This window comes from Paraburkholderia sp. MM5477-R1 (genome assembly GCF_050436385.1).
Classification (GTDB): Bacteria; Pseudomonadota; Gammaproteobacteria; order Burkholderiales; family Burkholderiaceae; genus Paraburkholderia; species Paraburkholderia tuberum.
The window spans coordinates 200,578-225,820 of record NZ_JBNDMC010000003.1; the positions used below are offsets into that span (position 1 = coordinate 200,578).

Annotated in this window: 22 protein-coding genes and 1 pseudogene; 14 read left to right on the top strand and 9 right to left on the bottom strand. The window is 60.8% G+C overall.

Annotated features, from left to right (window positions below; genetic code table 11):
- Nucleotides 1-12: 12 nt before the first annotated feature.
- Nucleotides 13-1,359: an AAA-associated domain-containing protein gene (locus tag OKW35_RS04240; protein ID WP_026225663.1), complete on the bottom strand. Its 1,347-nt coding sequence runs from the start codon at nucleotides 1,357-1,359 to the stop codon at nucleotides 13-15.
- Between the two features lie 19 nt (nucleotides 1,360-1,378).
- The gene (locus tag OKW35_RS04245; RefSeq protein ID WP_184059529.1) at nucleotides 1,379-3,130 is read right to left on the bottom strand and encodes an ABC transporter permease; all 1,752 of its coding nucleotides are present in this window, start codon (nucleotides 3,128-3,130) and stop codon (nucleotides 1,379-1,381) included.
- Between the two features lie 781 nt (nucleotides 3,131-3,911).
- Here OKW35_RS04245 and OKW35_RS04250 point away from each other — a divergent pair.
- The gene (locus OKW35_RS04250; RefSeq protein ID WP_184059531.1) at nucleotides 3,912-5,603 is read left to right on the top strand and encodes a sensor domain-containing diguanylate cyclase; all 1,692 of its coding nucleotides are present in this window, start codon (nucleotides 3,912-3,914) and stop codon (nucleotides 5,601-5,603) included.
- A gap of 183 nt (nucleotides 5,604-5,786) precedes the next feature.
- Nucleotides 5,787-6,053 carry a hypothetical protein gene (locus tag OKW35_RS04255; RefSeq protein ID WP_018419782.1) on the top strand — a complete coding sequence of 89 codons (267 nt, stop codon included), beginning with the start codon at nucleotides 5,787-5,789 and terminating at the stop codon, nucleotides 6,051-6,053.
- A 61-nt stretch (nucleotides 6,054-6,114) separates the two neighbouring features.
- Here OKW35_RS04255 and OKW35_RS04260 read toward each other — a convergent pair whose 3' ends face one another.
- Nucleotides 6,115-7,431, bottom strand: coding sequence for an ATP-binding protein (locus tag OKW35_RS04260; protein WP_184059533.1), 1,317 nt, complete (start codon nucleotides 7,429-7,431; stop codon nucleotides 6,115-6,117).
- The gene (locus OKW35_RS04265; RefSeq protein ID WP_090803560.1) at nucleotides 7,415-8,140 is read right to left on the bottom strand and encodes a response regulator; all 726 of its coding nucleotides are present in this window, start codon (nucleotides 8,138-8,140) and stop codon (nucleotides 7,415-7,417) included. The genes OKW35_RS04260 and OKW35_RS04265 overlap by 17 nt, the downstream gene beginning before the upstream one ends.
- A 218-nt stretch (nucleotides 8,141-8,358) precedes the next feature.
- On the opposite strand from OKW35_RS04265, the gene OKW35_RS04270 reads away from it, so the two are divergent.
- Nucleotides 8,359-8,892: a periplasmic heavy metal sensor gene (locus OKW35_RS04270; RefSeq protein WP_090803559.1), complete on the top strand. Its 534-nt coding sequence runs from the start codon at nucleotides 8,359-8,361 to the stop codon at nucleotides 8,890-8,892.
- A gap of 134 nt (nucleotides 8,893-9,026) precedes the next feature.
- On the opposite strand, the gene OKW35_RS04275 is transcribed toward OKW35_RS04270, so the two are convergent.
- Entirely contained in the window at nucleotides 9,027-9,737 is a 711-nt protein-coding gene (locus tag OKW35_RS04275) for a pirin family protein (protein WP_429551303.1), read from the bottom strand.
- 625 nt (nucleotides 9,738-10,362) lie between these two features.
- Here OKW35_RS04275 and OKW35_RS04280 point away from each other — a divergent pair.
- The 5 genes from OKW35_RS04280 (at nucleotide 10,363) to OKW35_RS04300 (ending at nucleotide 15,403) form a co-directional block, all read left to right on the top strand.
- A complete protein-coding gene (locus OKW35_RS04280; RefSeq protein ID WP_184059535.1) occupies nucleotides 10,363-11,139 on the top strand; it encodes an ABC transporter substrate-binding protein in 777 nt (258 codons plus the stop codon).
- 274 nt (nucleotides 11,140-11,413) lie between these two features.
- The gene (locus OKW35_RS04285) at nucleotides 11,414-12,103 is read left to right on the top strand and encodes an ABC transporter permease (RefSeq protein ID WP_184007926.1); all 690 of its coding nucleotides are present in this window, start codon (nucleotides 11,414-11,416) and stop codon (nucleotides 12,101-12,103) included.
- Nucleotides 12,100-12,813 carry an ABC transporter permease gene (locus OKW35_RS04290; RefSeq protein WP_018419774.1) on the top strand — a complete coding sequence of 238 codons (714 nt, stop codon included), beginning with the start codon at nucleotides 12,100-12,102 and terminating at the stop codon, nucleotides 12,811-12,813. The genes OKW35_RS04285 and OKW35_RS04290 overlap by 4 nt, the downstream gene beginning before the upstream one ends.
- Before the next feature lie 39 nt (nucleotides 12,814-12,852).
- Complete coding sequence (locus tag OKW35_RS04295) at nucleotides 12,853-13,632, top strand: ABC transporter ATP-binding protein (RefSeq protein ID WP_184021339.1); 780 nt, start codon at nucleotides 12,853-12,855, stop codon at nucleotides 13,630-13,632.
- A gap of 613 nt (nucleotides 13,633-14,245) precedes the next feature.
- Nucleotides 14,246-15,403 (top strand): porin, encoded by a 1,158-nt coding sequence (locus tag OKW35_RS04300; RefSeq protein ID WP_429509799.1) that lies wholly within the window; start codon nucleotides 14,246-14,248, stop codon nucleotides 15,401-15,403.
- Nucleotides 15,404-15,586: 183 nt separating this feature from the next.
- Here OKW35_RS04300 and glnK read toward each other — a convergent pair whose 3' ends face one another.
- Nucleotides 15,587-15,925, bottom strand: coding sequence for a P-II family nitrogen regulator (gene glnK / locus OKW35_RS04305; protein WP_013088783.1), 339 nt, complete (start codon nucleotides 15,923-15,925; stop codon nucleotides 15,587-15,589).
- Nucleotides 15,926-16,027: 102 nt separating this feature from the next.
- A complete protein-coding gene (locus OKW35_RS04310) occupies nucleotides 16,028-17,740 on the bottom strand; it encodes an NAD+ synthase (RefSeq protein WP_429551304.1) in 1,713 nt (570 codons plus the stop codon).
- Nucleotides 17,741-17,890: 150 nt separating this feature from the next.
- Here OKW35_RS04310 and OKW35_RS04315 point away from each other — a divergent pair.
- Both OKW35_RS04315 and OKW35_RS04320 read left to right on the top strand, forming a co-directional pair.
- Nucleotides 17,891-18,157, top strand: a pseudogene (locus OKW35_RS04315) (peptidogalycan biosysnthesis protein); the annotation flags it as partial.
- A gap of 180 nt (nucleotides 18,158-18,337) precedes the next feature.
- Nucleotides 18,338-18,610 (top strand): hypothetical protein, encoded by a 273-nt coding sequence (locus tag OKW35_RS04320; protein ID WP_429551305.1) that lies wholly within the window; start codon nucleotides 18,338-18,340, stop codon nucleotides 18,608-18,610.
- A 17-nt stretch (nucleotides 18,611-18,627) separates the two neighbouring features.
- Here OKW35_RS04320 and OKW35_RS04325 read toward each other — a convergent pair whose 3' ends face one another.
- Nucleotides 18,628-19,671 (bottom strand): ISL3 family transposase, encoded by a 1,044-nt coding sequence (locus tag OKW35_RS04325; RefSeq protein WP_429551135.1) that lies wholly within the window; start codon nucleotides 19,669-19,671, stop codon nucleotides 18,628-18,630.
- A complete protein-coding gene (locus tag OKW35_RS04330) occupies nucleotides 19,578-19,853 on the bottom strand; it encodes a hypothetical protein (protein WP_429551237.1) in 276 nt (91 codons plus the stop codon). Before OKW35_RS04330 ends, OKW35_RS04325 begins: the two co-directional genes overlap by 94 nt.
- A gap of 78 nt (nucleotides 19,854-19,931) precedes the next feature.
- Between OKW35_RS04330 and OKW35_RS04335 the strand changes: the two genes are divergently transcribed.
- The 4 genes from OKW35_RS04335 to OKW35_RS04350 are packed head-to-tail and all read left to right on the top strand — an operon-like array spanning nucleotide 19,932 to nucleotide 25,240.
- A complete protein-coding gene (locus OKW35_RS04335; protein WP_429551306.1) occupies nucleotides 19,932-21,689 on the top strand; it encodes a hypothetical protein in 1,758 nt (585 codons plus the stop codon).
- On the top strand, nucleotides 21,673-24,189 hold the full coding sequence (locus tag OKW35_RS04340; protein ID WP_429551307.1) for a hypothetical protein: 2,517 nt from the start codon (nucleotides 21,673-21,675) through the stop codon (nucleotides 24,187-24,189). The genes OKW35_RS04335 and OKW35_RS04340 overlap by 17 nt, the downstream gene beginning before the upstream one ends.
- Complete coding sequence (locus OKW35_RS04345) at nucleotides 24,186-24,848, top strand: hypothetical protein (protein WP_429551308.1); 663 nt, start codon at nucleotides 24,186-24,188, stop codon at nucleotides 24,846-24,848. The genes OKW35_RS04340 and OKW35_RS04345 overlap by 4 nt, the downstream gene beginning before the upstream one ends.
- Nucleotides 24,845-25,240 (top strand): hypothetical protein, encoded by a 396-nt coding sequence (locus tag OKW35_RS04350; protein ID WP_429551309.1) that lies wholly within the window; start codon nucleotides 24,845-24,847, stop codon nucleotides 25,238-25,240. The genes OKW35_RS04345 and OKW35_RS04350 overlap by 4 nt, the downstream gene beginning before the upstream one ends.
- Nucleotides 25,241-25,243 lie beyond the last annotated feature (3 nt).

Genomic DNA, 25,243 nt, shown 5'->3' on the forward strand with positions numbered 1-25,243 from the left:
GGCAACCCAGGCTTAAGACTCCACGTCTTCCAGACTGAAGATTTCGGTCTGGTCGTTATACGAAAAGATCTCGCCGTAACGGCCCCAGTTGATGACCGCGTCGAGCGTCTCTTCCGCCGCGCTGTCCGACAGGAAGTCCTCGAGCTCCTGCTCGAAACGCACGCGCGGCGCGCGATGTCCGGGCCGCTCGTTCAACACCTTCTTGATCCGCGCCGCGAGCGGCACGTGCCGCAGCAGATGCTCGGCGAACATCATCTTCCGTTCCTGCGTGCCGAACTCGGAGAACACGCGCGCCGGCGGCGTCAGGAAAATGTCGCCCTCGCGCACGTCGGCGAAACCGAGGTGCTGCAGCACTTCAGCGATCGGGAATAGATCGTCGACCTCCAGATGCAGCGAGCGCGCGATTTCCGGCATGTCCGCGCGGCCGTGATACGGCGCGGCGGCGAGCGTTTCGATCAGACCGGCCATCAGGTTGGTCGACACGTGCGGCAGCCAGCTACCGAGCTCCAGCCCCTTCTTGGTCTTTTCGTCGGTCTGACGCGCGGTCATCTTCGCGTAGATCTCGTCGACGAGGCGGCGGAATGCCGGGTCCAGACGGTTGCGCGGATGCTTGAACGGCACCTTGATCTCGGCGATCACGCGGCCCGGGTTCGACGACAGCACCAGAATGCGGTCACACATGAACACCGCTTCCTCGATGTTGTGCGTCACGATCAGCACCGCCTTGATCGGCATGCGCCCCTGCGTCCACAGATCGAGCAGGTCGGTACGCAGCGTTTCGGCGGTCAGCACGTCGAGTGCGGAGAACGGCTCGTCCATCAGCAGCAGCGTCGGATCGACGACGAGCGCGCGCGCAAAGCCGACGCGCTGGCGCATGCCACCCGACAACTCGCGCGGATACGCGTTTTCGAAGCCGTCGAGGCCGATCAGGTCGATCGCGGCGAGCGCGCGCGTGCGCCGCTCCGACGCACCGACGCCTTGCGCCTCGAGACCCGCTTCCACGTTCTGCAGCACGGTCAGCCACGGAAACAGCGCGAAGGTCTGGAACACCATCGCGACACCCTTGGCCGGGCCTGCGAGCGGCTTGCCCATGTACGTGACTTCGCCGTCGGTCGGCTCGATCAGACCGGCGATGATGCGCAACAGCGTCGACTTGCCCGAGCCCGAACGGCCAAGCAAGCCGACGATCTCGCCCTCGCGCAGCGACAGATTCGCGTCGTCGAGGACGAGCAGTTCGCCCTGCGTCTTGTTGAAGCCGCGGCACACGTCCTTCACGCGCAGGATTTCCTCGCCGAGGCGCGGGGGCTTCGGCGGCGTCTGGATCGGCGCGGCGGTCATAGCAGCTTTAGGATTTTGCATCGCGTTAAGCCTTCATTTCTCAATCTAGACGGAGCTTGCCTTCGGCGTAGGCGTACATCGGACGCCACAGCAGACGGTTGAACAGGGTCACGAATAGGGACATCACGGCGATGCCCACGATGATCTTCGGATAGTCGCCCGCCGCGGTAGTCTGCGCGATATAGGCGCCGAGGCCATGCGCGGCGACCTTGGTATCGCCCCACTGCACGAACTCGGCAACGATGCTCGCGTTCCACGCGCCGCCCGACGCGGTGATCGCACCGGTCACGTAGTACGGAAAAATGCCCGGCAGCATCGCCTGACGCCACCACTGCCAGCCGCGAATGTGGAAATTCTTGGCCGCCTCGCGGTAGTCGTTCGGATACGAGCTTGCACCTGCAATCACGTTGAACAGGATATACCACTGCGTGCCGAGCACGATCAGCGGCGACAGCCAGATGTCCGGATTCAGGTGAAAGCGCACGATCGCGATCACGAACACCGGGAACAGCAAATTCGCCGGGAACGCCGCGAGGAACTGCGCGAGTGGCTGCATCTTTTCCGCGAGCGCGGGGCGCAGGCCAATCAGCACGCCGACGGGCACCCAGATCACGGAAGCGATCGCGATCAGCACGACCACACGCAGGAGCGTGATCAGGCCCAGCACCAACACGTGGCCGATCTCGTCGAGCGTCACGCCGGTCCGCACATACAGGAACACGCGGTACACCACATACACCGTGGCGAGCAGCACGATCGCCGCCCAGATGAAGTCGCCGAGCTTCGAGTTCTTCTCGCGCTGCGGGATGTGAAAGCGCGGCGCGCTGAACGCCGGCAGTTGGAAGCGCACCCGAGCCGCGCGCGCGAACATCCAGCCGAGCGGCACGAGCAACCGGTGAATCAGCCGCGTGCGGCGGATCAGGTCGAGCAGCCACGATTCCGGCGCATCGCCCGAACTCGTGAACTCCATGCGGAACTTGTCGGCCCACGCGACGAGCGGACGGAACAGCAACTGGTCGTAGGCGAGAATCACGACCGTCATCGCGAGGATGACCCAGCCGATCGCGTGCAGGTTCTTGTCGCTGATCGCCTGCGCCAGGTAGGCGCCGATGCCCGGCAGCGTAACCGTATGATTGCCGACCGTGATCGCTTCGGAAGCCACGACGAAGAACCAGCCGCCCGACATCGACATCATCATGTTCCAGATCAGGCCGGGCATCGAGAACGGCACTTCGAGTTTCCAGAAGCGCTGCCATGAAGTCAGATGAAAGCCGCGCGAGACTTCGTCGAGATCGCGCGGCACCGTGCGCAGCGACTGATAGAAGCTGAACGTCATGTTCCACGCCTGGCTCGTGAAGATCGCGAAAATCGCGGCGAGTTCGGCGCCGAGCACGCGGCCCGGGAACATCGCGAGGAAGAACGTCACCGTGAACGAGATGTAGCCGAGCACCGGCACCGACTGCAGGATGTCGAGAATCGGCACCAGCACGAGACCGGCGCGGCGGCTCTTGGCGGCCAGCGTCCCGTAGACCAGCGTGAAGATCAGCGACGCGACCATCGCCGCGAGCATGCGCAGCGTGGTGCGCATCGCGTACTCGGGCAGGTTGGCCGGATCGAGCGAGATCGCCTGCGTCTTTAGCGTCGACATCGGCGCGAGCGTCTCGTGAAAGCCGATCGACGCCATCGCAATCAGGCAGATGATCAGCGGGAACGCGACGAAGTCCCAGCGGTTGGGCAACACGCGCCATGCCGACGCATTGGCGGTGCGGTTCAGGTTGAAGCTGAAATCCATCAGATGCCCTCCCTCTTCAAACAGGCATTCGAACGCTCGAAGGAGGCCGCGGCTGCTCCGCGGCGGTCTATGGGTCGGTCCGGAAAGCGGAAATCAGGCATGGCAAAACGCGCGTGCGTGGTAAATCGTTAGCGTTGGAGACACATGGGCCGGCAATGGGCAGGTTCGTGAACGCGTCGCCCACGACCACAACCATCACGCCGAACTCCTGTCGCCGCGGGCGCCGCCCGAGGGCTGGCGGGCTTTCCTCGTTTTGGACGGCACGACACTACACCATCCTATGTTTCAGGCACAACCTTTCGCCGCAAATTGCGAGACGGCCTCGCGAGGCCGTGGCGTAAGGCTTCAGCAAGCCCCGGCACGCGTCGCCGCGCCGCACTGTACTCTGCTGCCGCGTGCTTCAGCGTGACACGTCGCGGGGCCGTCTCGCGGCGTGGCGCGCAAGCCACATCGGCGCGTCGCCCCGGCCGTCGTCGCTCGATCGCTTCATTGGCCCGCACAGCTATCAAGAAAGCGGCGCGGCTGCCGTTAAGAATCGGATCGGCGCGGCATATGCAGGCGGCATCCCAGCAATAACGGTGGCATCGTGCCCCGCGACGGTTAAAATCGGGAAACGACGTACCTGTTTATCAGCGGATCATCCCGGGCATGGCGACGGCGCAGCGCACCTCGCTCGCGACGGGACGAAACCGCAGCTGATGCAGATAACGACACAGCGTTGAGAGCGCGCTGCCCACGAACGAGCAAGTTGCATGTCACAGCCAGACGGATCAGAGGGTCGATGAACAGGACAACCTTGCGCCAGGTAGCCGGGCCGGTCAGCTTCGTGCTGATCGTACTCGTCTGCTGGTTCGTGGCTGGCATGGTCGCGGACCGGATGGTACAGCAAGAGCTGGACGCGGCGTTGCACACGCAGCGGCAAATGTCCACGTCGATCGTCGACAACATGGCTGAAGTGATTGCCAGCGACCTCGCGATGTCCCGCGCCATCCCCGCAACCATGGCCGAAATGGACGTGGTCCAGCGTGCCCTCGTGCAATCGCAGAATTATGCCGTGAACAGCGAGGCGGCGGAACCCGCCTTGCGAGCCGCCTTGCTCAAGGATCCGAAGATGGCCGGGGTCAGCAGGTTCCTGCACGAAGCGCAGGGCTTCTCCGGGCTCGATCAGGTATGGATCGTCAACGCGAACGGCATCTGTGTTGCGTCGAGCGGCACGATGTCGAACCCCGAGGGTGCGCAGCAATCGTTCGTCGGCGTGGACATGCGCGCGCGCGGCTATCTGACCAACGCGCTGCTCGGCGCATTCTCCGAAGCCTATGGCGTGGGTCGCGCGAGCGGCGAGCCGGGCATCTTCATCGCCGCGCCGGTGTACGCGGACGGGCTGCTGGTCGGCGCGGTGGTCGCGAAGGTCGGCATCGCGCGGTTGCGCCACTGGGTCGCGCACGCGGGCACCTTCGTGTCCGACGACAACGGCGTCATCATCATGGCGCACAACAGCGCGCTCGAAGGCCACGCGTTGCCGAACTCGCGCGTCACGCTGATGAGCCCCGCCGAGCGGCGCATCATCTACCGCCGGGAGACGTTCCCCGACATGCTGATCCGCGAAGACACGCAAGTGCGTGAGCAGGCGCCGTGGGTGCCGGCGTCGGTCGCCGCGCAGCTGTTCGGCATGATCGAACAGCCGGCCCCGGCGCTCTATCAGAACCGCGGCGGCCTGAACTCGGGGCTCTCCGCGCACCTGGTCGATCCGCTCGCCGCGTGGCCGGAGCTGCTGCGCAACCACAAGCGCGACCACCTGCTGGTGTTCCTGACGCTGGCCGGCACCGTCGCGCTCGCGTGGGTGATCACCGTGTCCTACGTGCGCGAGCGGCGCCACCATCGCGCGACACGCGATCTCGCCGAGCAGTTGCAGTCGGCCAATACGCTGCTGTCGGCGGAGGCGCGGCACGATGCGTTGACCGGCGCGCTGTCGCGGCGCTATTTCCTCGACCTGCTACGCCACGAGATCGATCGCGCGCACGCGGGGCGCGAGCCGCTGTGCATGGCGATCGCCGATCTCGACCACTTCAAGCAGATCAACGACCGCTTCGGCCACGCCGCCGGCGACCGCGCGCTCGAACATTTCGTCGATACGTGTCGCGCCGAGCTGCGTGGCTCCGACGCGGTCGGCCGGCTCGGCGGCGAAGAGTTCGGCCTGCTGCTGCCGGCCACCGATCTGACGGGCGGGCGCGAAGTCGTCGAGCGTCTGCGGCTGCGGTTGAAAGCGGTGCCCTCGCCGAAGCTGCCGGCCTCGGCGGGGCTGAGCGTGAGCATCGGCATCACCGAACTGTCGCCCGACGATCTGCCCGAGCGTCTCATGAGCCGCGCCGATACCGCGCTGTATGCGGCGAAGACCGGCGGGCGCGACCGCACCGAAGCACTGCCGCCCGACGATACGGCGCCGCCTACGCGCACCGCGGTGAATGCCTGGTGAATGCCAGGTGAATGCCTGACGCTCGCCGAAAGATTCAGCGCGCGACGGTATCGCCCTCTCCGCTCAGCCAACCCACGCCGACACCCTGCCCCGCGCTGAAAACGACGCCGAGCCTCCCGCAACGAAGCAGGTATCATCAATCCTGATATCGGATTGTCACTACCGCACTAACGGGAGATTCGCATGAAGGGAAATCTGGTGATCGTCTGTCGCGATCACGACGCTGATGCTTTCGACCATCTGCTCGCCGAATACGGCGCGTTCCAGACGCGTCTGTCGTCGACCGCGTGGTATCTGAAACTGGAGGTCGCGCCGGAACTGATTCAGGAGGAAATACTCGCGCGCCTCGGCAAATATACGACGCACTATATCTTCGAGGCGGAATCGGTGACGTGGAATACCGTCGATAGCGAAACGGCGAACGCGTTGAATACGCTGTTTTCGGACTGAGCTCTCGCCGCTCGCGATGCCGACGCCTCGCGCGCGCATCGCGACGCCAACACCCCTGCTTCTACCAGGCGTTTTCCGAGGCGGTCGCGACCCGCGGCAGCACGTCGAACGGAAAACTCATCAACACCCGCAAACCGCGGCCGCCATGATTGCCGATTTCCCATTCACCGCCCGCGCGCCGCACGAGCCGCTCGACGATCGCAAGGCCCAGCCCGCTATGGCCGTTGCCGCCTCGCGCCGGATCGAGCCGCACGAACGGCCGGCTCGCGTTGATCAGGTCCTGGGCGGCGATGCCCGTGCCGCTGTCGCTAATTGATAGCGTAAAGCTCTGCGGTGTGCGCGCGGTCGCGACGACCACCGGCGGCGCGCCATACGCATGCGCGTTGTCGATCAGATTCGACAGAATCCGGTCCAGCGTGGCCGCCGGCAGCAGAAATGACGGCCCGGCGTTCAGTTCCGTGTGCACGGTCGACGCACTGCTGGCCACCGCCCGATAGCTGCGCACGACACGCTCGCACTGCGCATCCACTTCCACGGGTTCGCTGCGGTCCGCGCCGTCGTGCGCGAACAGCAGGAACTGCTCGACGATATGCGTCATCGAATCGACGTCGCGCACGACGCCGTCGCGCGTCTTCGCGTCGTCCATCATTTCGGCGCGCAGTCGCAGACGCGCGAGCGGCGTCTTCAGGTCATGCGCGACACCGGCAAGCATCACCGCGCGATCGTTCTCGGTGCGCGCGACTTCCTGCACCATCTGATTGAAGCCATGGGTGAGTTGCCGCAACTCGCGCGGCCCGCGCTCGGGCACCGGCGGCACCGGCAGCCCGCGACCGAAGCGCGCCACCGCCTGCGCGAGCAAGCGCAGCGGCCGCTGCAGCGCCCACGCAGCGAACAGCGCCGCCATCACCGCAAACGAGAAAATGATAACGAGCCACAAGACCGTGCGGTCGAGCGAGCGCGGCATGCGCAGCGGCTGCACCGGCACGACGATCCAGTTCTGATCGGTCACGGCGCGCACCCATAGCATGGGCGGAGCGCCGGGCGGACCGACGCGCACCTGGGTGTCGGCCGGCATGCGGTCGCGCACGTCCTCGACGAAACGCGCGAGCGGCGGCGGCATGTTAGCGCTGGCCGCCGGCACGTCCGGGCTCGCCGGGTCGACCAGCTTCACACGCGACGGCAGCGGTTGATCCGGTGTGCGGGCGACGTGCTGACGCACCGCGTCGACGAGGAAGGTCGCTTCCTCGACCGCGTAGCGCGTTTGCAGTTGCGAACGTTCGAGTCGCATCAGCGCATACCACGCGAAATGCGACAGCAACAGCACCGCGACGACGAGCAGCGCGAGCCGCCCGAACAGCGAATCAATGGGCCGACGCATGCTGCTCGCCGTCCGGCACGAACACGTAACCGCGGCCGCGCACGGTCTGGATGAAGCGCGGCGTGGATGGATCGGTTTCGAGAATGCGACGCAGGCGCCACACCTGCACGTCGATGCCGCGGTCGGTGCCGTCGTACTCGGGACCGTGCAGCAGTTCCAGCAGGCGCTCGCGCGTGAGCGTGCGCATGGGGTGATTGACGAAAATCTTCAGCAGCGCGAACTCGCTGCCCGACAGCGCGAGCGGCTTGTCTTCGAGATGCAGCGTACGCGACTGGAAATCCAGCGTGAAGCGGCCGAAGCTGAACGGCTCGCGCTGCTCGGGCGCGGCCGCCGACGGCAGCGTGCGGCGCCGCCGCAGCACCGCCTGCACGCGCGCGAGCAGTTCGCGCGGATTGAATGGTTTGCCGAGGTAATCGTCCGCGCCGAGTTCGAGCCCGACGATACGATCGACGTCGTCCGCACGCGCGGTCAGCATGATGACGGGGATATCGTCGCCCGACGCACGCAACTTGCGCAGCGCGGTGAGGCCGTCCACGCCGGGCATCATCAGGTCCAGCACGATGAGGTCGGGGCGCTCGCGCTCGAGGCGCCGTTCGAGCGAGCCCGCGTCGTGCAGCACCGAAACTTCGATGCCCTGACGGGCGAGATAGTCGCGCAACAGATCGCGCAGTTCGACGTCGTCGTCGACGACCAGGATTTGAGTAGCCATGGAATGAAGTTTAACGCGCAGCTAAAAGGGATTTCGTTTTCCAAACGGTCTGAAGGGTTACCGGGTGTTACGGTGAAAGCCACACGTAATTGCTGGTAATAGCGGCGTCCGGGCGCGTAACACAGCGGCGCACGCGGTTCTCTACGCTGTGCCTTACCGAGTGCAGGCAGTCCAAAGACCGGTTGCTTCGTCGGCTATTCCATTACAAGGAGCCTCATATGTCCACCAAAAAGATGTCGCGCGTTCTCGCCGTTGCTGCCACCGCTCTCGCCATCGGCGCTGGCGCCGCTTACGCCGCCCAACCCGCCGAGCAGGCGCACGGCGGGCCCGGCGGCTGGCATGGCCACTTCATGAAGGAACTGACCCAACTCCACGACCGGCTGAAGCTGAACGCGGATCAGGAAAAGCTGTGGCAAAACGCGCTCGATACGATGAAGCAGAACCGCGAAGCGATGCGCGCCAACCACAAGCAGGTTCAAGATCAGTTCAAGGCCGCACAGCAACAGCCGATCCTGGATCTGAACGCGATGGCCGCGACGCATCAGCAGATCGAGCAGAAGGACGCGCAACTGCGTCAGCAAACCACCGACGCGTGGCTGAAGTTCTATAACGGCCTGAACGACCAGCAGAAGACCACCGTCAGCACGGCGCTGAAGCAGCGCTTCGCGCGGATGGAGCAGCGTCACGAGAAGATGCGCGAGCGCTGGGAGCATCACAAGGGCGCGGCGTCGGCGCCGGCCGCCAATCAATAAGCGGCGCATTCGCGAGGCGGGCCAGGGAGGGCGCCGCGCTAATAGAAAAACGCCACGGAAGAGGTTTTCCGTGGCGTTGCTGTTTGGCGCTGCTCGCCGCTCGATCGGCGGCCCGCGCGAATCAACCGCTTGAATCAGCCGTTCAACTGACCCAGATCGAACAGCAGCACTTCCGCGTCGCCGCCCTTTTCCAGCGTCACCGTGTCGACGTCGCTGAGCTTCGCGGCATCGCCCGCCTCGAGCACCGTGCCGTTCACGCTCAGCGTGCCGCGCGCGACGTGCAGATAGCCGAGGCGCCCCGCCGGCAGCGCGAACGTCGCGTGTTCGGCGCCGTCGAACAGTCCCGCGTAGATCGACGCGTCCGCATGGATCGTCACCGAGCCGTCACGGCCGTCGGGCGACGCGATCACGCGCAGGCGGCCGCGCTTGCTGTCGGCGTCGAAGCGCTTTTCCTCGTAGCCGGGCTGGTCGCCCGCGCGGCGCGGGATGATCCAGATCTGCAGCAAGTGCGCGAGTTCGTCGCGCGACGCGTTGAACTCGCTATGCTGCACGCCGGTGCCCGCGCTCATGCGCTGCACGTCGCCGGGACGGATCGTCGAGCCATTGCCCATGCTGTCGCGATGCGCGAGCGCGCCTTCGAGCACATACGTGACGATCTCCATGTCGCGATGCCCGTGCGCGCCGAAACCCTGACCGCCGGCGATGCGGTCTTCGTTGATCACGCGCAGCGGCCCGAAGTGCACGTGCTCGGGGTCGCGGTAATCGGCAAACGAGAAGCTGTGATACGAGTCGAGCCAGCCGTGGTTGGCGTGACCGCGTTCTGCGGAGCGGCGAATCTCGATCATGGAAAGTCTCCCGGTAAGTAGTCAATCAGAGCGATGTTGCGAATGTAGGGGTTGCGCCCCCCCATAACAATCGTGCGCAACCGCACCGCAGCGTTCCATCGCTGCATGCAATCGCGCGACCGGCGAGCCCATCGCGCGGAAAGCCCGGCGCCCGGATGCCCCGCGCCCGGATGCCTCGCGCCCGGCAGCCCGGCGCCCGGCAGCCCGGCGCCCGCAAAACCGCGCCGGCGTCGCGCACGCACAACGCGTTGCACGGCGTCTTGCCGCTCGATGCCGCGCTGCGCTGGCAGCTTGCCGCTCTTCGGGTAAAATACCGCGCTTTTCAAGCCGCGTGGACGTCCCGCGGGACGCGCAGGCCGCGCCGGCAAGCCTCGGCGGGCGGGCCGCAACCGGTGCGCGACGGGCTTCGACTCGGCACCAAACCGTGCGAGCCACGCCCGATAAGCACCGAACGCGCCGCACCGGCGCGCCACGTCGGACGAACCCGCCCGCGCAAGGACGACCAGAGCGCGGCGACGATCCCTGCGGCACGTCAATTTTGACCGCCTAGAATACCGACCGTCGGCCCTCGGCCGGTGCTCGTCGAGTCGTGTCATTACGACGATCAGTTTGATTCAGGAGAAACATGAAGAAGTTCGCACTGTGCGTGGCTCTGGCAGTCACGGCCACCGGCGCGATGGCGAAAGAATGGAAAACGGTGCGCATCGGGGTCGACGCAAGTTATCCGCCATTCGAATCGAAGTCGCCTGATGGCGACATCGTCGGTTTCGATGCCGATCTGACCCGCGCGCTGTGCGCGAAGATGAACGTGAAGTGCGTGTGGGTCGCGCAGGATCTCGATGGCATCATCCCGGCGCTGAAAGCTCGCAAGTTCGACGCGATCATTTCCTCGCTGAGCGTCACCGACAAGCGCCGCGAGCAGATCGACTTCTCCGACAGGATGTTCGACGCGCCCGCCCGCATGATTGCGAAAACCGGTTCGCCGCTTCTGCCCACCCCTGAATCGCTGAAAGGCAAGCACGTCGGCGTCGAGCAGGGTTCGACGCAGGAACAGTACGCGAAGACCTGGTGGGAGCCGAAGGGCGTGCTCGTCGTGTCGTACCAGAATCAGGACCAGGTGTACGCGGATCTCGCGTCGGGCCGCCTCGACGCCGCGCTGCAGGACGAAGTGCAGGCCGACGCCGGCTTTCTGAAGACGCCGCGCGGCAAAGGGTTCGCCTGGGCCGGTCCGGAAGTGAAGGATCCGCAGACGATCGGCGAAGGCACCGCGATCGGTCTGCGCAAGGGCGATGCCGAGCTGAAGGCGAAGTTCAATCAGGCGCTCGCCGAGGTTCATCAGGACGGCACGTTCAAGAAGCTCGAAAAGCAGTACTTCGATTTCGACATTTATCCTGGCCGTTGAGCGAAACAGGCAGGATACTGCGTGGTAAGCCGGCCCGTGCCGGTGGCGGTGAAAGCGGCAACGAAGGTGGCGACACCAGGCAGTAGATTCAAAACAATCCGAGACGAAAGTCCCACAAGCGCGCTGCAGGAGCACCAACGTTTCTGCAGCATGATTTGCACAGCGGCACGCTGTGCGCCGCGGATCACGGCGAGCCAGGCGCTCGTCCCCGACGCGGCGCTACGCGGGCCGCGTCTTTCGCGGTGCGCGAGAAGCGCATCGTCGTGGACTACCTATGTTCCTTCAAGGCTACGGCCCGCTGCTTCTCAGCGGCACCTGGCAAACCGTCAAGCTGGCGGTGTTCTCGCTCGCGCTCGCGTTCGTGCTCGGCCTGCTCGGCGCGGCGGCGAAATTGTCGAAGAACCGTCTGTCGAACGGCATCGGCACGGTGTATACGACGCTCGTGCGCGGCGTGCCCGATCTAGTGCTGATGCTGCTGCTGTTCTATAGCATCCAGATCTGGCTGAACAACCTGACCGACGCGCTCGGCTGGGAGCAGATCGACATCGACCCGTTCGTGGCCGGCGTCGCGGTGCTCGGCTTCATCTACGGCGCGTACTTCACCGAGACGTTCCGCGGAGCGTTTATCGCGGTGCCGCGCGGCCAGCTCGAAGCGGGCGCCGCCTACGGCATGACGAGCTGGCAGGTGTTCTCGCGCGTGATGTTCCCGCAAATGATGCGCTTCGCGCTTCCGGGCATCGGCAATAACTGGCAGGTGATGGTCAAGGCGACCGCGCTCGTGTCGATCATCGGTCTCGCCGACGTCGTCAAGGCCTCGCAGGACGCCGGCAAGGGCACCTTGCGGTTCTTCTTCTTTACCCTGCTCGCGGGGGCGATCTATCTCGTCATCACCACCGTGTCGAACTTCGTGCTGATGTACCTCGAAAAGCGTTACTCGACCGGCGTGCGAAAGGCGGATCTATGATCGAGATCATTCAGCAATACTGGCGCAACTATCTGTTCACCGACGGCTATCGCTTCACCGGCGTCGCGATCACGTTATGGCTGCTGGTCGTGTCGATCGGCCTCGGCTTCTGCCTGTCGGTGCCGCTCGCGGTCGCGCGCGTGTCGAAGAAGAAATGGCTCGCGGGCCTCGTGTGGCTCTATACGTATATCTTCCGCGGCACGCCGCTCTACGTGCAGCTGCTGCTGTGCTACACGGGTCTCTACAGCCTCGAGATCATCCGCAACAACGAGCTGACCAACGCGTTCTTTCGCGACGGCATGCACTGCACGCTGCTCGCGTTCACGCTGAATACCTGCGCGTACACGACCGAAATCTTCGCGGGCGCGATCAAGGCGACGCCCTACGGCGAGATCGAAGCAGCGCGCGCGTACGGCATGTCGTCGTTCACGCTGTACCGGCGCGTGATTCTGCCGTCGGCGCTGCGCCGCGCACTGCCCTACTACAGCAACGAAGTGATCCTGATGCTGCACGCGACCACCGTCGCGTTCACGGCCACGGTGCCGGATATCCTGAAGATCGCGCGCGACGTGAACTCCGCGACGTATCAGTCGTTCAATGCGTTCGGCATCGCCGCGCTGCTGTATCTGTGTATCTCTTTCGCGCTCGTGTGGCTGTTCCGCCGCGCCGAGCGTCGCTGGCTCGCTTACCTGCGGCCGCAAGGCAAGTAACTGCGCGTCCCTGGACAAGCAAGCTCGTTAAGGATCCTGATGAACTCCAAGAAGCAGAAGCTCTTCGTCGACGAGCTTCACAAAAAGTACGGCGACAACGAAGTCCTCAAGGGCGTGTCGCTGAAAGCCAATGCCGGCGACGTGATCAGCGTGATCGGTTCGTCCGGTTCGGGCAAGAGCACGATGCTCCGCTGCATCAACTTTCTCGAACAGCCGAACGCGGGGCGCATTTTCGTCGACGGCGAGGAAGTGCGCACGCAGACCGCCAGGGACGGCGCGTTGCGTGTGTCGGACCCGAAGCAGTTGCAGCGTGTGCGCACCAAGCTTTCGATGGTGTTCCAGCACTTCAACCTGTGGTCGCACATGAACGTGCTCGAGAACATCATCGAGGCGCCGGTGCATGTGCTCGGTCTGAAGCGCAAGGAAGCCGAGGACCGCGCGCGCGAATATCTGGAGAAGGTCGGTCTCGCGCCGCGTCTCGAGAAGCAGTATCCGTCGCATCTGTCGGGCGGCCAGCAGCAGCGTGTCGCGATCGCGCGGGCGCTGGCAATGCACCCCGATGTGATGCTGTTCGACGAGCCGACCTCCGCGCTCGACCCGGAGCTCGTCGGCGAAGTGCTGAAGGTAATGCAGAAGCTCGCCGAGGAAGGTCGCACGATGATCGTCGTCACGCACGAAATGGGCTTCGCGCGCAACGTGTCGAACCACGTGATGTTTCTGCACCAGGGCCGCGTCGAGGAAGAAGGCCATCCCGACGAAGTGTTCAGGAACACGAAGAGCGAACGTCTGAAGCAATTCCTGTCGGGCAGTCTCAAGTAATAAAATTACCCGCGACTTATGATGCGAATAGCATGGAAAATGTAGTCCATGTAGTTTTACAAGGCGCTTACGAGCGCCTTTTTCGTTTCTACCCTGCCCTTCCGCCCGGCCATTCGAACGACGAAAAAGCGCCGAAAATCCCACAAAACGGGCCGTTCAGGCCGAGTTTTCGCTCTACACTGCCACTTTTGACTCGTCAATAGTGGCAATCCTTAATCCGACCGCTTCCAGGCCGCGATTCCCTTGCCGGACAAGGCTTTGCGCCTTTTCCCGAGAAACTGCTTCGGGCGCCGGCCCACATTCGTATTGCAATTTGGCGACACCCCTTGTGGACGGTACTAATTTCTTCTTCCAGTTAAAGTTATTTTTGATAAATTGGTAACCAAAGTAGCAAAACAAAGTTGATTAAAAGTAGTTTCACTTCAAAACACAGAGGAGAACCGGTCGGCGTGGGATCGGCATGACGCAAAGATAGCTCGACGCTACATGTCATGACAGGAGAATCCCTATCCACCCGCCACTCTCCCTGGTACCGCTTTCTGTTCGGTGCTTATCGCGTCCGAACACCACTCGCAGTACTGGGTTTCTTTTTTGACAGGGTATGGAGGAGAAGATGAAGAAAGCTTTGCTCGTCGCTGCGCTGATGTCGGCCGGCGTTGTTGCACACGCTCAGAGTAGCGTCACGCTGTATGGCCGTTTGGATGCTGGTCTCGAGTACATGTCGGGCGTCCCGACCGGCGCTAACGCCAACGGCGCGGCCAACACCAGCTCGAACCGCTTCAAGGCGGAAAGCGGCGACTGGGGCACCAGCCTGTGGGGCATGAAGGGTGTCGAGGACATCGGCGCCGGCAACAAGATCCTGTTCCAGTTGGAAGGCTCGTTCAACACGATGACGGGCGCAGGTCCCGGCGGCGGCGGTCTCTTCAATCGCTGGGCAACGGTCGGTATTTCGAACAACCAGTACGGTACGTTCACGATGGGCCGCATGCTCTTCATCTCGAACGGCGTGTGGGACTTCGACCCGTTCGGTCAGTCGGACTGGTCGTCGGCATCGCTGGTGCGTGGCCGCAACTGGCCGCAGTCGAGCAACAACTTCGCGTACCAGTCGCCGAAGATCGCAGGCTTTGACTTCTACGGTCAGTACGCGCTGTCGAACGCGACGAGCTGGAACGGTAACGGCACGACGCCGCAAGGTCGCGAAGCTGGCGCGCAGGTCACCTACACGACCTCGCTCTTTCAGGTCCGCGGTCTGTACGACGAAATCCGCAACCCGACGACCGGTGGGTTGTGGGGTGGCCCGGTCGCCAACAACGGTATCAATACGGCTAACACGGCCAACGGCGTATTCGCTGCATCGCGCGAGTACTCCGCTCTGCTGAACGTGTTCCTCGGCCAGTTCAAGATTCAGGCTGCTTACCAGGCAGTCCGTTCGGCAGGCGCAACGGGGGTTCTGCCCGGTCAGCCGACCACGCTCGATCACGAATGGGGCGGTGTGACGTGGCAGGCAACGCCGGCTGCAGCACTGATCGCGGCGGTCTACCACGTGAACGGCAACAACGGCGCGGGCAATGCGACGATCTACACGATCGGCGGTTCGTACAACCTGTCGAAGCGCACGCTGCTCGACCTGCAGGCAGCGACGGTGCGCAACAGCCGCAATGCTAACTTCGGTCTGAACGCGAACAATGCGGGCTTCGCCGCTGCAACGGACAACCCGCTGCAAGGCCGCCAGCAAAGCGGCGTGTACGCAGGTATCCAGCACTCGTTCTGATCGAACGGTACGCCCCGAGGGTCATCCCTCGGGGTGCAATACAGGTTTCTTCGAGAGAATCTTTTTCACGCTGCTGCGAGAGGCGCGTATCGGTGCGATATCCGCAAGGGTATTGCACCGTTTTTTATTCGGCGCACGGTTTTTGCCGTTGCGCGCACCGGGCCGGTGCGTGATTGCGTCGGCTTATACCGCTGCTTCGTTCTCTTCGCCGGTACGGATACGGATGACGCGCTCGACGTCCGCGACGAAGATCTTGCCGTCGCCGATCTTGCCGGTACGCGCCGCGCCGATGATCGCGTCGATGACCTGATCGCACTGGCTGTCCGCGACCACGACTTCGATCTTCACTTTCGGCAGAAAGTCGACCACGTATTCCGCACCACGATAGAGCTCGGTATGCCCTTTCTGGCGGCCGAACCCCTTGACCTCGGTAACGGTCAGGCCGGTGAGGCCGACTTCCGCGAGGGCCTCGCGCACTTCGTCGAGTTTGAACGGTTTGATGACTGCGGTGATGCGCTTCATGGCGAACCTCGTCTCTTGATGGGAAGAGTGGAAAGGAAAAGGATGATTTTTATTCTACGCCGCGCCGGATGCATTGCGGCATCCGCGCGCGGGTGTCGTCTTTCACTCCACCGGTTCGGTGTAGCGCGACGTGATCGGATAACGCCAGTCGCGGCCGAACGCGCGATGCGTGACGCGAATGCCGATCGGCGCCTGACGGCGCTTGTACTCGTTGATCTTGATCAGGCGCGTGACGCGCTTCACGTCGTCGACCTGATAACCCACCGCGATGATCTCCGCGAGCGAACGGTCCTCCTCCATATACATGCGCATGATCGCGTCGAGTACTTCGTATTCGGGCAGGCTGTCCTGGTCGGTCTGGTTCTCGCGCAGCTCAGCGGACGGCGCGCGCGTCAGAATCCGCTCGGGAATCACGTCGCGCGTCGCAAACGTGGTGGCCGCGTTCCGATAGCGGCACAGCCGGTACACGAGCGTCTTCGCGATGTCCTTGATCACCGCGAAGCCGCCGGCCATGTCGCCGTACAGCGTGCAATAGCCGACCGCCATCTCGCTCTTGTTGCCGGTGGTCAGCACGATCGAGCCGAACTTGTTCGACAGCGCCATCAGCAGCGTGCCGCGAATGCGCGCCTGAATGTTCTCTTCGGTCGCATCTTCGGCGCGGCCCGCGAACTCCTCGGCGAGCGAGCCGCGGAACGCGTCGAACATCGGCGCGATCGCGATCTCGTCGTAGCGCACGCCGACGCGGCGCGCCATCTCGGCGGCGTCGCTGGTCGAGATATCGGCCGTGTAGCGCGACGGCATCATCACCGCGCGTACCTTGTCGGCGCCGAGCGCATCGCATGCAACGGCCAGCACGAGCGCCGAATCGACGCCGCCCGACAGACCGATCAAAGCACCAGGAAAACCGTTCTTGCCGATGTAGTCGCGCACGCCCATCACGAGCGCCGCGTAGACCTGCGCTTCGATCGACTGCTCCGGCGCGATCGCGGCCGGCAGCGGCGTGCCAGCGTCGAACTCCACGACAGCCGTGGCTTCCTCGAACTGCGCGAGCTTCGCGACGAGTTCGCCCCGCGCGTCGAGCACGAACGAACCGCCATCGAACACGAGTTCGTCCTGGCCGCCGACCATGTTCACGTAGACCATCGGAATACCGGTCTCGCGAATGCGCGCGCGCAGGATGTCGAAGCGCACCGCTTCCTTGTTCAGGTGGTACGGCGAGCCGTTCGGAATCAGCAGCACCTGCGCGCCCGCGGCCTTTGCCATCTGCGCGGCCGACGCATGCCACGCGTCCTCGCAGATCACGACACCGTACTTGACGCCGTCGAGTTCGAACACGAACGGCTGCGGGTCGGAGGCGAAGTAGCGTTTCTCGTCGAACACTTCGGTGTTCGGCAGATCCTGCTTGCGATAGGTGCCCTTCACTTCGCCGTCGACGATCAGCGATGCCGCATTGAACGTATCGACTGGCGGCACGCCGCGCTCGATCGGCGCGTTTGCATTACCATGGCCGTTCGCCGGGCGGTGCGCGAGGTTGTCCGACCCGTCGCGCAGCGGATGGCCGACGATCACATGCAGACCGGTGAACGGCTTCAACTGTGCGGCGAGATCGGCCAACGCGGCCGCGCTCGCGGTGTAGAACGCGGGGCGCAGCAGCAGGTCTTCGGGCGGATAACCCGACAGCGCGAGTTCAGGCGCGACCAGCAGCTTCGCACCATCGCTGTGCGCGGCGCGCGCGGCGGCGACGATCTTCGCGACGTTGCCGGCGAAGTCGCCGACGGTGACATTGATTTGAGCAAGAGCGATTCGGGTCTTCATGGCAGGATCGACAGGCAAGCCTTCACGGCTCGCGGTACCGCGGCTCGATGGCTCGACGGGATTGAACAAACCGGATAAACGAACTCAACGAACGACGTGGCAGCGTCAGTTTCACAGCGCCGCGCCGGTCATTGCATACAGTCACTCAGATTGAACCAGCAACGTATCGATTATCGCACGGGCATTCTGGCCTCGCCCTCCGAGGTGGACGCCGCCGAGTGGAACGCCCTCCTCGCCGCGCAGGCGCAGCCCACGCCGTTTTTGCGGCACGAGTTTCTGAGCGCGCTCAACGCGACGCAATGCGCGGTTCCCGACACCGGTTGGGCGCCGCAATTCGTCACGCTGACCGACGCGCGCACGGGCATGCTCGCAGCGGCGGCGCCCGTCTATCTGAAGGGACACTCGTACGGCGAGTACCCGAAGTTATGTGGCGCCCGGCGTCCGACTGACTGACCGACCAACGGTAAACCCTTATTTTATAAGCATTTTCAATCTCCTACGCTACTTATAGCGGGTAACACACGACAGGCACCTGTCCGTCGCGTGTACAGCCTCCTCTCATGCCCGCCACGCCCCAAACCGGTGGAGGGTAGCGTCGTGGAAGCCGTCGAACAAGCCAAACATGTATGGTCCAAAGGCACGCTCAAGCTGTCGTGCATCCGGACCCGCGGCGACGTCGAAACCCCAGTAATCAAAACATTAGATTTGGTTGACACGGGCTATCGACGAGGCGGACTCCTTGAAGAGATGGTCGCGAGTTCGGAGTGTCCGATGTCGGACCAACGAGGTTATAAGCTCATCCGACTACTGAAAGCATCTGCGCACGACCCAGACGTCAAACATATTTTGGGTCTTCGCGGAAAAGTGTGATGAAAAATCGCCATTTTTCAGATTCGAGGCAGCATACAAGTGAGGATCTTCAGGCGCAGATACTCCTCATCTCGCAATCCGTATCCGCGTCGGTGGATGACCCGAATCTTGTTGTTGAGGCCCTCAACGAAGCCGAGCGGCACCTTGTTTTCTGGCTTGCAATAGGAAGCAATCCCGTCCCAATGACGCTCGACCATCGCCGCAAACTTCTCGTAGGGCTTCAATCGCTGCCATTTCAGGCTGGATTTCCAGTTCTCGAAGAAGCGACGCGCCCAGCCTTCGCGCTCGTAGTCCCACAACTGCCCGAACGACTCCTTGAGCAGGTACGCGGTATTCAGACGTCGGTTCGCTGCGAGAAGCGTCTTCAAGGAGTCTCTGCCTTCCAGCGACAGGTTCTCGCGATGACTGAGCAGAACGTACTTCTGCCCTTTGATGTAGCGCCGCTGCTCGCCTTGCAGGCGAGCGTATTCGCTCTTGCGCACTTCATCCAGGGCTTCGTTGAGCTGCTTTATGACGTGGAATTTGTCGTACAGGATGGCCGCATGCGGCACGCGTTCCTGCGCGACGTTGTAAAACGGCCGCCACATGTCCATCACGACAAGCCGGATGCCGCGGGCCTTTTTCTCGCCCAGCCAGTCATAGAACTGATGCATGCTGGCCTCCTTTCGATCTTTGCCACCGAACCAGATCGCACGGCCCCGTATCAGGTCGCTCACAACAATGCGGTACGTCTGTCCCTTGCCAATCGAAATCTCGTGGATGCCGATGACCTTCGGCCCGGGCGTGCCGAACCGCTCCACTTGTGCCCGCATGTACTGCATCTCGAGGTCCTTGACCGTATGCCAGTGCAATTTCAGTTCGTCAGCCACGTCCTTGATCGTGCTGTCGCGACAGCGACGACCGACGTACCACGCGAAGCGCTTCGTGTAGTGAGGGTTGTCCGCCAGAAAGCTCAGTCGTTCGCCTTTCACGCTGCCATCGCATCGACAGCGGACCCGACGAGCCTCGAGTTCCAGGTAAATCCGTATATCGCCGTTCGGCAGATCTCGAACGCGACGCACCCTGCGATCGTGGATCGAGCACCGTCGACCACATCCCTTGCAGGCCGTTTTTTTGAGCGCCGAACCAGCGTGATGACGCGTGCCATGCGATCGCCGAAGACACCGCGCAGCGCTTCGCAAGGACGGAATCCGTCGAACCGGTATGCGTCGGAAAGACGCTTGAGTTTGCGTGAAGTAGCCATCGCAAAATCATGCCCGATTTCGCGAGGCCATCAAGACGCGCAAACCCTTGCCCAGATTGGCTCTCCGACGTTTTCATCGTGAAAAACCATCACACTTTTCCGCGAAGACCCCATATTTTCAACACAGCTCTAGCCAAGTTATTCCCGCGTGACCTTTCAAAGCTCATTTCCCATCTTGACGATGTTATAGACGGCTTTGGTGGCGTATCTTTTTCACCCTACAGCGCTAATATCAAGCACTTCCTCGTGCAGTGCCGGGCTCGACTAGCAGACGGAGAGCTGATAAAAAACATTAAGCTTACGAGCAGACATAAAGCAGACCACAAAACCCAAACCCCCGAACATAATGTCTATGTTAACGACATTTTCGACGAGAACTTCCTCGCAAAGGAATTAAGTTCAATTGACTTCAAAGACCTAGCTGAGCGCGATGAGAAGGCAAAGGCGATTCTTCATAAATCGGCTTCAGAAACAACAACTGTATGCGAAAAGATAATCGCGCGGCACGATGAACTGGTCAAACACCTCGAGGGGCTTAGTAATAAAAAATTGCCCAAATCGATTTCCAGTCGCATCCGAGATGCCGTAGCGCGAGGGAGTCTGCCAAGGAGACGCTTCTGGAGGAAACTTTCCCCAGAAGATTTACTGCATCTTCACACAGCTATCATTGATAAGGTGGAATCCCATAAAGGAAATCGAATCTCAGCGATTTTTCCTAAAAAGCTCAACCAGTTTTGGTCGTTGCCGAACTGCCTTCCGCGCGAGACCTTTCCGATGCTGCTCTCTAGGCACTACTTACCGAGAACAGTGGTAACCGCTTGCGTCATTCTTCTCTTAGATAATATTGGCTGGAATTGGGCCACCTTGAAGACCGTCAGTCTCGAAAATATTATTGAGGATGACTCAGGTTACACGATTCAAGGCGTGAAACATAAAACCGGCCAGAATCAAAAGGCGGAACTAACGGACTTACCAGAAGCCGATGATATAAATTTGCCAGATTCTGACGATGGAGACGATGAAGACGAGGACAAACCGGAAGATGGATTCTCTATACTGCCCTCAAAGAGGGTAACCGCGCCCCTCTGTACGCATGCCCTTGAGCTTTTGATGCAGCACCGACGAAACATCGACAAGCACTTCAAACCAGAGTCTAAATCGATTTTTGTGTCAATGCGATTCGTCTCGCGCGATTCCTCGACCTTCGTTTTTGATGTTGGCAAGCTACCGACATATTTGAAAGTATTTTGTCGATTGACGGGGCTTGAAGAGTTCTCGTTTTCAGACTTGAGACATCGGGCCGCGCACATTCGATATTTGGCGTCTGGCAGAGATATTATCCAGACGCAACTCTTCTTAGGGCATGCCGCGGCAGACGTTACTACCGTGTACTTGAACAGCACAATCATTCGCCTACTCGGCGAGGCTAACATGCTGAAGTATGTGACTTTGCTATCCGATTGTGTTTTCTATGCGACGGGACGCAAGGACAAACTCGATGTCAAACAACTGGCAAGAGTGAAGAAAAATAATCTCCTCCTGTTTCCACCGAGCACTCTCGAGGACAAGGGAGTCGACTGTATCGCAGACCGCTGGGTCGATTCCTTCGGGAAGATGCCTTTCCGAATCGGCAAGGCGGAAGTGGCACATATCGCATTGCAGTATCAACTCTATACAAGGAACTTGCCCGCCCTGGTGCAGGCAGGACACGAGAGGTTTGTCGCGAGGCACCTGCCGCGCATTGTCTTCTGCTGCGCCCTTTATCATTTCGTTTCCGTCGGCCCCCTCTCTCAAGAACTTAAGCGCTTCGAGGCAGGATATGCGAAATCAAGCTAGACACATCGCGACAACCTCGCTGACCACGTTGCCGGCCGAAGAAAAAAGCTGGAGATTCCTCAGTGACTTCGACGACGAAATCCTACGGATTGACTTGTCTGAGAGCATCAAGTTTCGAGGCTCCAAGGTCCGCGAATTTGATACGCGCGCATTCCTAGTGAACGCAACCGGCGGCGTAGGCATTCACACGGGTATCCACAGGTTAGAGGATTTTCCTCACTTGTTTCCACCCATGCTGAATGCAGCCAACTCCGCACTCAAAGACAATGAAGGCAGCCCCACACAAGCTTTCACCGACACCATAAGGCTCACAACTCTCACGTACTGCTGGATGTTTCGGCGCGGTTTCACCCGACTGGCTGACCTCAGCCGTGAAGACGTTCAACTGTTGTCCGCCGAAGTCTCCGAACAAGGATGGTGGAAATTGTTACAGTATCAGCAGGCGCTCCTTAACGAAGCGGCAAACATCCTTCAAAATCCAGACCGTCTTTTTTCCATCGCTACACAGCGTAGTAAAGAAACATGGACGTTTTCTCCCGAGGCCCTTTCTTTCACGATAGGACTGCCAATCAACCGTAACGATATTCCGCGTTGGTTCCGAGCAGCCACGGTCACCAAGCAAATACCCGCTTTTGAAACCTTCGACAAGCCGACCCGCGCCGGGCCTACCAAGGCAGAGCATTTTCGTACGCTGGTTACTATCAACAGACTAGCGTTGTTGGGCGACGAATTCGACAGCATTCGATTCCATCCATTTCTTAGACCGATGCGTGAAGTCGCCGCTGGTGAAAAGCGCCGCGCGCGCCCAACGAAGACGCTTCTAAGGGGTTCCTCCGACCACCCAACGGGGGCAACTGGAGACGACGTTCAGAGCGCTTCTGAACAGCACATCGATACCCCCATGCATCAGGGCGACGCTCCAAATGCGTCGCTGGACGCTTTGGCACATGAAATTGATGCATGTGCGAAGGAAAGTGCACAACAGGATGAGCAGCAATCTAGTAAGCATGCGACACCCAATATGCCACTTTACGTTGCCGTTGCCGGCTTCACGGAAGCGTTGCGCTGGCAATATGATTACAAGGATGCAATCTTAGAGGTACTCAGACTGCTCAGAGATTCGCTGGAGTCGAAAATCACTGAGCAGCGGGCTGTTGCGCGCCCCTTTACGGCGGAGGTCGTCGATAAATCCAACAGCATTCTCGCTTCGGCTGGCGTTCCTCTTCGGGTTAGCAAGGCGAGCAAATTCGGCGATGACCCTTACGGCGGCAACTCTGCTTCTGCACTTGTCAACACCACACTGTTCGCTCTTTTCTTCAACATTGCGACGAATCTTGGTCGTCGGCCTGGAGAAATCCACGGGGCAGGCAAATCTAAAAAGTCCTACGGACTCTATCACGGGTGCTGCGTCAGAGTCTCAGACACAATTCCATTTCATCGCATAGAGACGTACATTCAAAAATCTATCAAGGCATACGCCACCTCTTGGTGCAACCAGCTAGTTGCTGACGCAGTAGATTTTCTCGAGGAGATTTTTCAGATTGCTCGACCGCTATTCACCCCTCCAGTAGCTGTCAAAACCGATGTAGAAGTCGCTCGAACCGAAAAGCTCTTTCAGTTTCCACTCTTCACCAAGATAGGGTTCAACTCGGCTCCCCCCACTTTTGACGCTCGCCAAGCGTCGACGATTTTCTTTCGGCTGGCAGGCATCGACCCTCAGATTTTCTTCGGTAAGCAGATGCCGTTCAGACGGACATTTATGACGCTCTACGTGCACAGGTTCGACTCCCCAGAACTACTTGCGTTGCAGCAATACATGAAGGACCTTTCGATAGAAAGTCTGCTCGCGTACTATCGAGACAAGGCGAATGGCCTTCCAGAGGACAGTATCAAGGCACACTATGCCGAATATGAGTCGGAGGCCCGCAACATCGCAAGTATGTTGAAAGAGGAACGGAAGGTTTATCTAATCGAAATCCTCACCGACCTGCTCGCCGGGCAACGCCGCTTCGGAGGAGGGTTCGCTCGAGTGGTAAACGCGCTACTGAAGAGGTTCTCTCTGCCGGAAAACTTCAAGGACGCTCCCCTCTCCGAGAAGGCTGAGTCGATTGCAGACGAGCTTGAGCAGCGCGGCTATCGATTAGTCGAAGGGAACACCATCTGCATGGCGGGAGACGCCGGTAAAACCAAGGAGCAATCGAACTGTTTTGACGGCGAGCGTCCGAGAATCGAACTGGCTTGCCCAAGCATGTGCAGTGGGTGCGTTCACGCCATCTCGACCGAAGTATCACTCTCAATTTTCGCAGAGGAAATGGAATCTGCCCTCAAAACTGCTAACGACAAGCGCCTACCAGCTGCGCTTCGCAAGCAGGCGCAAGCGCTTATCGAAATACTCAAGGACGTGATTAAATCTGAGAAGGTCATGGCCGAAGGCACTCGTGTCCGGTTCCAACGTTTCGCCGACGGTTGGACCACGATTAGAGAGGAGTTCGCAAAATGAGCGAGCGCAACGACACGAAGTCACCGCTTGCACTGCAGGCCCGTGAAGCCATCGAAGCGAAGCTCGTCATCCTGAGATTGTGGATTGAGACCGGCATTCCGTGGGTTAGAAACGATGAAGGGCGTTGCGTCTGCGATGAAAACGACGAGTTGCAACTAGACTACTTCCCCAAAGACATGCAGGGTCTTTCGCAATGGACGCGCGAATCTCAATGTCGCTACACACTTGAAAAGCACCCTGCCATCCTTAACTTTCGCTCGTTTAGTCGTGGCACGTTGGACGCTCCTCACAACAACACGCTGAAAGAAGAGATACGCTCGTTGTTTGATGCAATTGAACAAACCGCTTCGACTCAGCTTGGCAAGACGAGGTCTAAGCAAGCCATCGCCGACGCGCAATCAGACGGCGCGCAGAAGCAGATTTTCATCGACGTCTTGGAACGAGAAATTCTGAAATACCGCGAACAAGCGCGGATTGCAAACGAGGAGCTCGAAGAAACGCGAGCTCTACAAGTTCGACAGAAAAAACACTATGAGGAAGAACTCCAGAAATTGAACAATCGAATCAGGGAGGCTCGGACTCGGCGACCCAATGTGGTCTCGCTCGGAAAACGAATAGGTTCGGACACCCCGCGCGTCGAAGATGGAGAGAAAGAATGAGCGCCAACGCATCATCCATCGAGAAAAAACTTGAAAACGCGGCCCGCTTGAGGAAATGGAAGTCTCAGACCAAAATTAGCCAAGTCCCTGTCAACCAGTTCGGAAAAGCGTCACGTAAGACTATCTGTGAGATGCTCAAAATCCCAACGTCAACGGTCGGAACGAACGACGAACTCTTCAATTTGTTCAAGACACTTGACGATGAACTCGAAGAGTGGCGCAAACAGCCGAACAGGAAGCGCGCTTCGAAGACGTCTCTGACGGCGGAACTGCAAGACGAATGCCGAGCCCTCAGAAGTGCTTTGGCGGAGCAAGATACAGCCATGAAGCTCCTGCAGTACCTTGAAGACAACGGCGCCTCACTCCGTGCCGAGCCCATATCGAGACCTTGAACA